Here is a 5,662-nt window from a genome sequence, read left to right as displayed (position 1 = left end):
CGGATGGGCCGGTGGCGCGCGTGGCCGGGACCGGCGGCGCCGGCGGGTGGGTGAGGGTGCTCGGGCCCACCGTGCTGCTGCCCGCCGCCGCGGCGCTGGCGGTGGCCGCCGCCGACCTGTCCGGGATGAGCAAGGCCGAGGTGGAGCGGATCTGGCTGCCGTTCGCGGTCTGGCTCCTGGTCGCCGTGGCCCACCTGCCGCCGCCGGCCCGCCGCTGGTGGCTCGCCGCCCAGGCGCTCACCGCACTCGCCGTCAACCACCTGCTGTTCACGGTCTCCTGAGGTTGGCGGCAACAGGTCAGCGGATCGCACCACCAACGTCATGATCAACCGTGGCGGAGTGGTCGGCGGGGGTCAGGCGGGCAGGGCGGCGGGCTCGCGTAGGGGGTCGGTGGCGAAGGCGGTCACGCCGTCGGTGAAGGCGACCCGGGCGGTGTAGCCGAGCAGGTCCCGGGCCCGGGTCGGGTCGGCCACCACGTGCCGGACGTCGGCCGCCCGCGCCCCGCCGACCACCTCCGGCTCGGGACCGTCCATCGCCCGGGCCAGGGCGGCCGCCAGGTCGCCCACGGTGTGCGGCTCCCCGGAACAGACGTTCACCGGGACCAGCCCGTCCGGAGTGGGCGCGGCGAGCGCCAGCAGGTTGGCCCGGGCCACGTCGGTGACGTGCACGAAGTCCCGGCGCTGCCGGCCGTCCTCGTACACCCGGGGCGGCCGGCCGCCGGCGAGCGCCGAGCGGAACAGCGAGGCGACCCCGGCGTACGGGGTGTCGCGCGGCATCCGGGGGCCGTAGACGTTGTGGTAACGCAGCGCCCACACGCCGCCCCCGGTCTGCCGGGCCCAGGCCGCGGCGTAGTGCTCCTGGGCGAGTTTGCTGGCCGCGTAGGTGCTGCGCGGCTCCAGCGGGGCGTCCTCGGGGACCAGTGCCGGGTCGAGGGTGCCGTCGCAGGCCGGACAGGTCGGGTCGTACCGGCCGGCGGCGAGGTCGGCGGGCCGGCGCGGGGCGGGGCGGACCACGCCGTGCCGGCCGCAGGTGTAGCGGCCCTCGCCGTAGACCACCATCGAGCTGGCCAGCACCAGCCGGGACACCCCGGCCCGGTGCATGGCGGCGAGCAGCACCGCCGTGCCGTGGTCGTTGTGGCCGGCGTAGTCCGGGGCGTCGGAGGGATCCAGCCCGTGCCCCACCATGGCCGCCTGGTGGCAGACCGCGTCCACCCCGGACAGCAGCCGGTCCAGCAGCGCGGCGTCGCGGACGTCGCCGACCACCGGGTCGTGCGGCCGGGACCACTCCGGCAGCGCGCCGCCGTGCGCCTGGGGCAGCAGCGCGTCCAGGCAGACCGCCTCGTGGCCCTCGGCGGCCAGCAGGTCGGCGATCTGAGATCCGATGAAGCCGGCCGCGCCGGTGACCAGTACGCGCATGCGGCCAGGTTAAGGCACTCCGTGGTCCGGTTCGGGCGGTTCGTGGCGGACGTCAGCGGTCCGTAAGAGACGACGGCGGTAAGGGTTCGGTAATGCGGCAAACCGGACCGGTGCCCGGTCGCGGCGTCTAGCGTCCTGCTCAGGGGACCATCGGCGGACGGTGGCCCCGGACCGCGCGGACCAGGAGGAGGAGACGTGCCCGCCAGCCCGCCCCCACCGGACGACGCGCCGTCGGCCGCCCCCGCGGCGCTGTGGCGTGGGCTGGCCCGGCACCGCCCGCCCGGGGTGGACGCCGCCGACCGGGCCTGGCGCAGCCCGGTCCGCGGGCCCTGGCTGACCTCGGTGCTCGGCGCCGTGCTGCTGGCCACCCTGCCCCTGGTGATCGTCACCGGGCTGCTCGACTGGATCGCCTACGGGCCCCGCCTCGACCAGGCGTTCCCCCGGGACGTGGGCTGGCTGCACCCGCCGGTGTTCGACTGGCCGACCCGGCCCGCCTGGCTGTTCCGCCTCACCCAGGGGCTGCACGTGACGCTCGGGATCGTGCTGGTACCGGTGGTGCTGGGCAAGCTCTGGTCGGTGGTGCCCAAGCTCTTCGACTGGCCGCCGGCCCGCTCGGCCGCCCAACTGCTGGAGCGGCTGTCACTCCTGCTGCTGGTCGGCGGCATCCTCTTCCAGACGGCCACCGGGCTGCTGAACATCCAGTACGCGTACCTGTTCGGCTTCGACTTCTACACCGCGCACTGGTACGGCGCCTGGATCTTCACGGCCGCGCTGGTCACCCACGTGGCGGTCAAGCTGCCCCGGATGGTCACCGCGCTGCGCGGGCCGGGCTTCGCGCGTACCCCGCTGGAGCGGACCCGGCCGGAGCCGGCGGACCCGGACGGCCTGGTGGCCCGGCGGCCCGGGCCGGCGACGATGAGTCGGCGCGGGTTGCTGGCCCTGGTCGGCGGCGGAGCGCTGCTGCTGGCGGCGCTGACCGTCGGGCAGAGCGTCGACCCGCTGCGCCGCACCGCGCTGCTGCTGCCGCGCGGCCGGCGGATCGATGACGGGCCGACCGGCTTCCCGGTCAACCGCAGCGTCGCCGTGGCCGGCGTGACCCCGGAGCAGACCGGGGCCGCCTGGCGGCTCACCCTGCAGGCCGGGAACCGTACGGTCACCCTGAACCGGGCCCGGCTGCTCGCCCTGGCGCAGCACACGGCCGTCCTGCCGATCGCCTGCGTGGAGGGCTGGTCCACGTCGCAGACCTGGACCGGGGTCCGGCTGCGCGACCTCGCCGCCCTGGTCGGGGCGGACGATCCGGCCACCGCGCGGGTGCGATCGCTGGAGCGCGCCGGCCTGTTCCGCGAGGCCGTCCTGCACGGCGGCCAGGTGACCGACCCCGACGCGCTGCTCGCCCTGCGGGTCAACGGCGTCGACCTGAGCCCCGACCACGGCTACCCGGCGCGGATCATCGTGCCGGCGCTGCCCGGGGTGCACTGCACGAAGTGGGTGGCGGAGATCGTGTTCGATGGCTGAGCTCCGGCGGGCCTACGGCGCCGCGCACTGGCACCTGCTGCTGCTGGCCGGCTGTTTCGCGGTCACCGGCTGGATCGCGCTGCGGCTGGCCGGCGAGGCGTCGGCCCTTCGGATGCTGCTCTGGTTCCTCGGCGCGGTGATCGCGCACGACCTGGTGCTCTTCCCGGTGTACGCGTCGCTCGACCGGGCGCTGCGCCGCGCCCTGGGGCGGGGCGGTGCCCCGTCGCCGCTGAATCACGTGCGGGTCCCGGCGCTCGGCGCCGGCCTGCTGTTCCTGGTCTACCTGCCCGGGATCCTCGGCCTCGGCGACGGCACCTACCTGGCGGCGACCAGCCAGGCGCCCCGGGCACTGCTCGGCCGGTGGCTGGCGGTCAGCGGGGCGCTCCTCGCCGCGAGCGCGCTGCTCTACGCCGCCCGCCGGGTGGCCCACCGGGCCCGCTGACGGCGACGGTCAGGGGGCGATGCGCAGCTTGCGGATGTGGGCGTCGTCGTAGTCCTCGAACCGGAACCGCAGCCCGGCGAACGGGCTGCCGGGGAAGTCGCCGCTGATGGTGGCGGTCACCACCGTGCCCGCCGGGCTGTCCTCGACGTCGGTGATCTCGTACGAGACCACTGGGGTCTCGCGGCGCCAATCGCGGATCTCCCGGATGCCCCGGTGGGACCGCCCCTCGTCCTCGACCACGGCGTCGTCGGCGAAGAGGGCGAAGTAGGCCTCCTTGTCCGGCTGGCCGGCGAGCGCGAAGTAGCGGCGGATCATGTCGGGTGCGGTGTTCACGGTGCTGGCTCCTTGCCGGTCGTGGCGGGTCGTCCTGATCCTGCCCGGCGGGTACGACTAACCCGCCCGGTTCGCGCGTTCCGGGTCAGGAGCCCGGGCCGACCAGCAGGGCGGCCACGGTGGCCGTGGTGCCCAGGAGGGCGAGCGCGGCGCTGGTGGCCACGAACCGGCCCAGCGGCACGGCCACCCCGGCGGCCCGGCAGCGCTCGTACCAGATCAGTGTCGCCAGCGAGGCCCACGGCGTGGCGAGCGGGCCGACGTTGGTGCCGACCAGCAGGGCCAGCAACTGGGTGTGGTTCCCGGCGGCGATGACCGCCTCGCCGGCCACGTACGCGGGCAGGTTGTTGACCACGTTGGCGAAGAGCGCGCCGACGCCGCCGGCCCGCAGCGCGCCCGCCGCGCCCGGGTCGGCGCCGATCAGCGTGCCCATCACGGTGTCCAGGCCGTGCCGGCCGATGGTCTGCACCACCAGGAACAGCCCGGTCACGAAGACCAGCAGCCGCCACGGGACCAGGGCGAGCCGCAGGCTGCCGCGGGCGCGCACCGCGAAGCCGGCGACCAGGATCGCGGCGGCCACCCCGGAGGCGACGCCGATCTCGACGCCGATCAGGATCCCGGCGACGAAGAGCAGGCAGGCGGCGAGCGCGGTGCGGTAGAGCACCCGGTCCGGCGGCACGTGCGGCGGCGGGGGGACGAACGGGTCGGCGCCGGCCCGGGCCGGCCGCCAGTACCACCACCAGAGCAGCACCATGGTGATCACGATGGCCACGAGCTGCGGCCACCACATCCGGGCCGCCCAGGGCACCGGGTCCAGGCCGATGCGGTCGCTGGCCAGGATGTTGGTCAGGTTCGACACCGGCAGCAGCAGGCTCGCCGTGTTGGCCAGCCAGACCGTGGTCATCGCCAGCGGGGTCGGCGGCACGCCCAGCTTGCGGGCCAGGGCGATCATCACCGGGGTGAGCAGGACGGCCGTGGTGTCCAGGTTGAGCGCGATGGTGGTCACCGAGGCGAACCCGACGCAGAGCCAGAACAGCGCCCGGTAGCTGCCCCGGGCGGTGATCGCCACCCGGGCGGCGAGCGCGTCGAAGACCCCGGCCACCGCGGTCAGCTCGGCCAGCACCACCACCGTGCCGAGAAAGATCAGGATGGGCACGATCCGGCGTACGGTGCCCTCGGCGTCGGCGCGGGGGAGGAGCCCGGTGAGGACACAGAGGACGCCGACCGCGGCCAGCCCCAGCGCGATCCAGTCCAGGACGTGCAGTCGGCCCCAGCGGGTCCGGTCCGGTGCGGCGGACGGCGGCTCGCCCACGGTCTCCACGAGGGATGATCCTCGCACACCCCCGCCCGGCCGGGCCGGCCCGACGCGGCCGGGCAGCGGCTGCCGAGGGTGTCCACGGATTGACGGTCAGTGGCCATAATGATCGGGTGGCTGTAGGCGCGCACCCGACCCGGTCCGACCGCCCCATCGACTTCTTCATCAGCTACTCGCCCGCCGACGAGCGCTGGGCGACCTGGCTGGCGTGGGAGTTCGAGGCGGCCGGCTACCGCACCCTGCTCCAGGCGTGGGACTTCGTGGCCGGCACCAACTTCATCGACTTCATGGACCGCGGGGTCCGCGAGGCCGAGGTGGTGGTGGCGGTCCTGTCCGAACGCTACCTGCACTCCACCTACGGCAAGCTGGAATGGCAGGCCGCGCTGCGCGCCGACCCGGACGGCACGGGCAACAAGCTGGTCACCGTGCGGGTCGAGGACTGCCCCATCGACGGCCTGCTCGCCACCATCACCTACGTCGACCTGGTCGGGGTGAGCGATCCGGCGCAGGCGCGGGGCCGCGTGCTGGACCGGATCCGGGAGGCGCTCGACGGCCGGGCCAAGCCGATGCGGCAGCCGGCCTTCCCGCACCATCCCGCCGACCCGGCCGGGGTGCTCGCCGCGCCCGCCGGCGGTGCGCCCGCGC

Annotated in this window: 6 protein-coding genes and 1 pseudogene; 4 read left to right on the top strand and 3 right to left on the bottom strand. The window is 75.3% G+C overall.

Going from position 1 to position 5,662, the window contains the following annotated elements:
* Nucleotides 1-281 (top strand): annotated as a pseudogene (locus B0E53_RS32460) (hypothetical protein); the annotation flags it as partial.
* A gap of 72 nt (nt 282-353) precedes the next feature.
* Here the strand turns inward: B0E53_RS32460 and B0E53_RS32455 are convergent.
* The gene (locus B0E53_RS32455) at nt 354-1,415 is read right to left on the bottom strand and encodes an NAD-dependent epimerase/dehydratase family protein (RefSeq protein WP_107079453.1); all 1,062 of its coding nucleotides are present in this window, start codon (nt 1,413-1,415) and stop codon (nt 354-356) included.
* A 195-nt stretch (nt 1,416-1,610) separates the two neighbouring features.
* Between B0E53_RS32455 and B0E53_RS32450 the strand changes: the two genes are divergently transcribed.
* Together B0E53_RS32450 and B0E53_RS32445 are read left to right on the top strand one after the other, a co-directional pair.
* Nucleotides 1,611-2,930, top strand: a complete 1,320-nt coding sequence (locus B0E53_RS32450) for a molybdopterin-dependent oxidoreductase (RefSeq protein ID WP_107079452.1) — start codon at nt 1,611-1,613, stop codon at nt 2,928-2,930.
* Nucleotides 2,923-3,372, top strand: coding sequence for a hypothetical protein (locus B0E53_RS32445; RefSeq protein ID WP_107079451.1), 450 nt, complete (start codon nt 2,923-2,925; stop codon nt 3,370-3,372). Before B0E53_RS32450 ends, B0E53_RS32445 begins: the two co-directional genes overlap by 8 nt.
* 9 nt (nt 3,373-3,381) lie before the next feature.
* Here the strand turns inward: B0E53_RS32445 and B0E53_RS32440 are convergent, their stop codons facing one another.
* Both B0E53_RS32440 and B0E53_RS32435 read right to left on the bottom strand, forming a co-directional pair.
* Nucleotides 3,382-3,705, bottom strand: coding sequence for a nuclear transport factor 2 family protein (locus tag B0E53_RS32440; RefSeq protein WP_210406301.1), 324 nt, complete (start codon nt 3,703-3,705; stop codon nt 3,382-3,384).
* A gap of 85 nt (nt 3,706-3,790) precedes the next feature.
* Entirely contained in the window at nt 3,791-5,023 is a 1,233-nt protein-coding gene (locus tag B0E53_RS32435; RefSeq protein WP_107079450.1) for an SLC13 family permease, read from the bottom strand.
* Between the two features lie 107 nt (nt 5,024-5,130).
* Between B0E53_RS32435 and B0E53_RS32430 the strand changes: the two genes are divergently transcribed.
* Nucleotides 5,131-5,662, top strand: a 532-nt coding sequence (locus B0E53_RS32430; RefSeq protein ID WP_146167859.1) for a toll/interleukin-1 receptor domain-containing protein, incomplete at its 3' end; no start/stop codon positions are given.

This window comes from Micromonospora sp. MH33, from assembly GCF_003013775.1.
Classification (GTDB): Bacteria; Actinomycetota; Actinomycetes; order Mycobacteriales; family Micromonosporaceae; genus Micromonospora; species Micromonospora fulviviridis.
Note: the sequence above shows the minus strand (reverse complement) of the source record. Positions and strands in the feature narration are given on the sequence as shown.

Bases quoted from the DNA above. Each gene is read 5' to 3' on its own strand.
- B0E53_RS32455 (WP_107079453.1), bottom strand. From the start codon at position 1,415: ATGCGCGTACTGGTCACCGGCGCGGCCGGCTTCATCGGATCTCAGATC.
- B0E53_RS32445 (WP_107079451.1), top strand. From the start codon at position 2,923: ATGGCTGAGCTCCGGCGGGCCTACGGCGCCGCGCACTGGCACCTGCTG.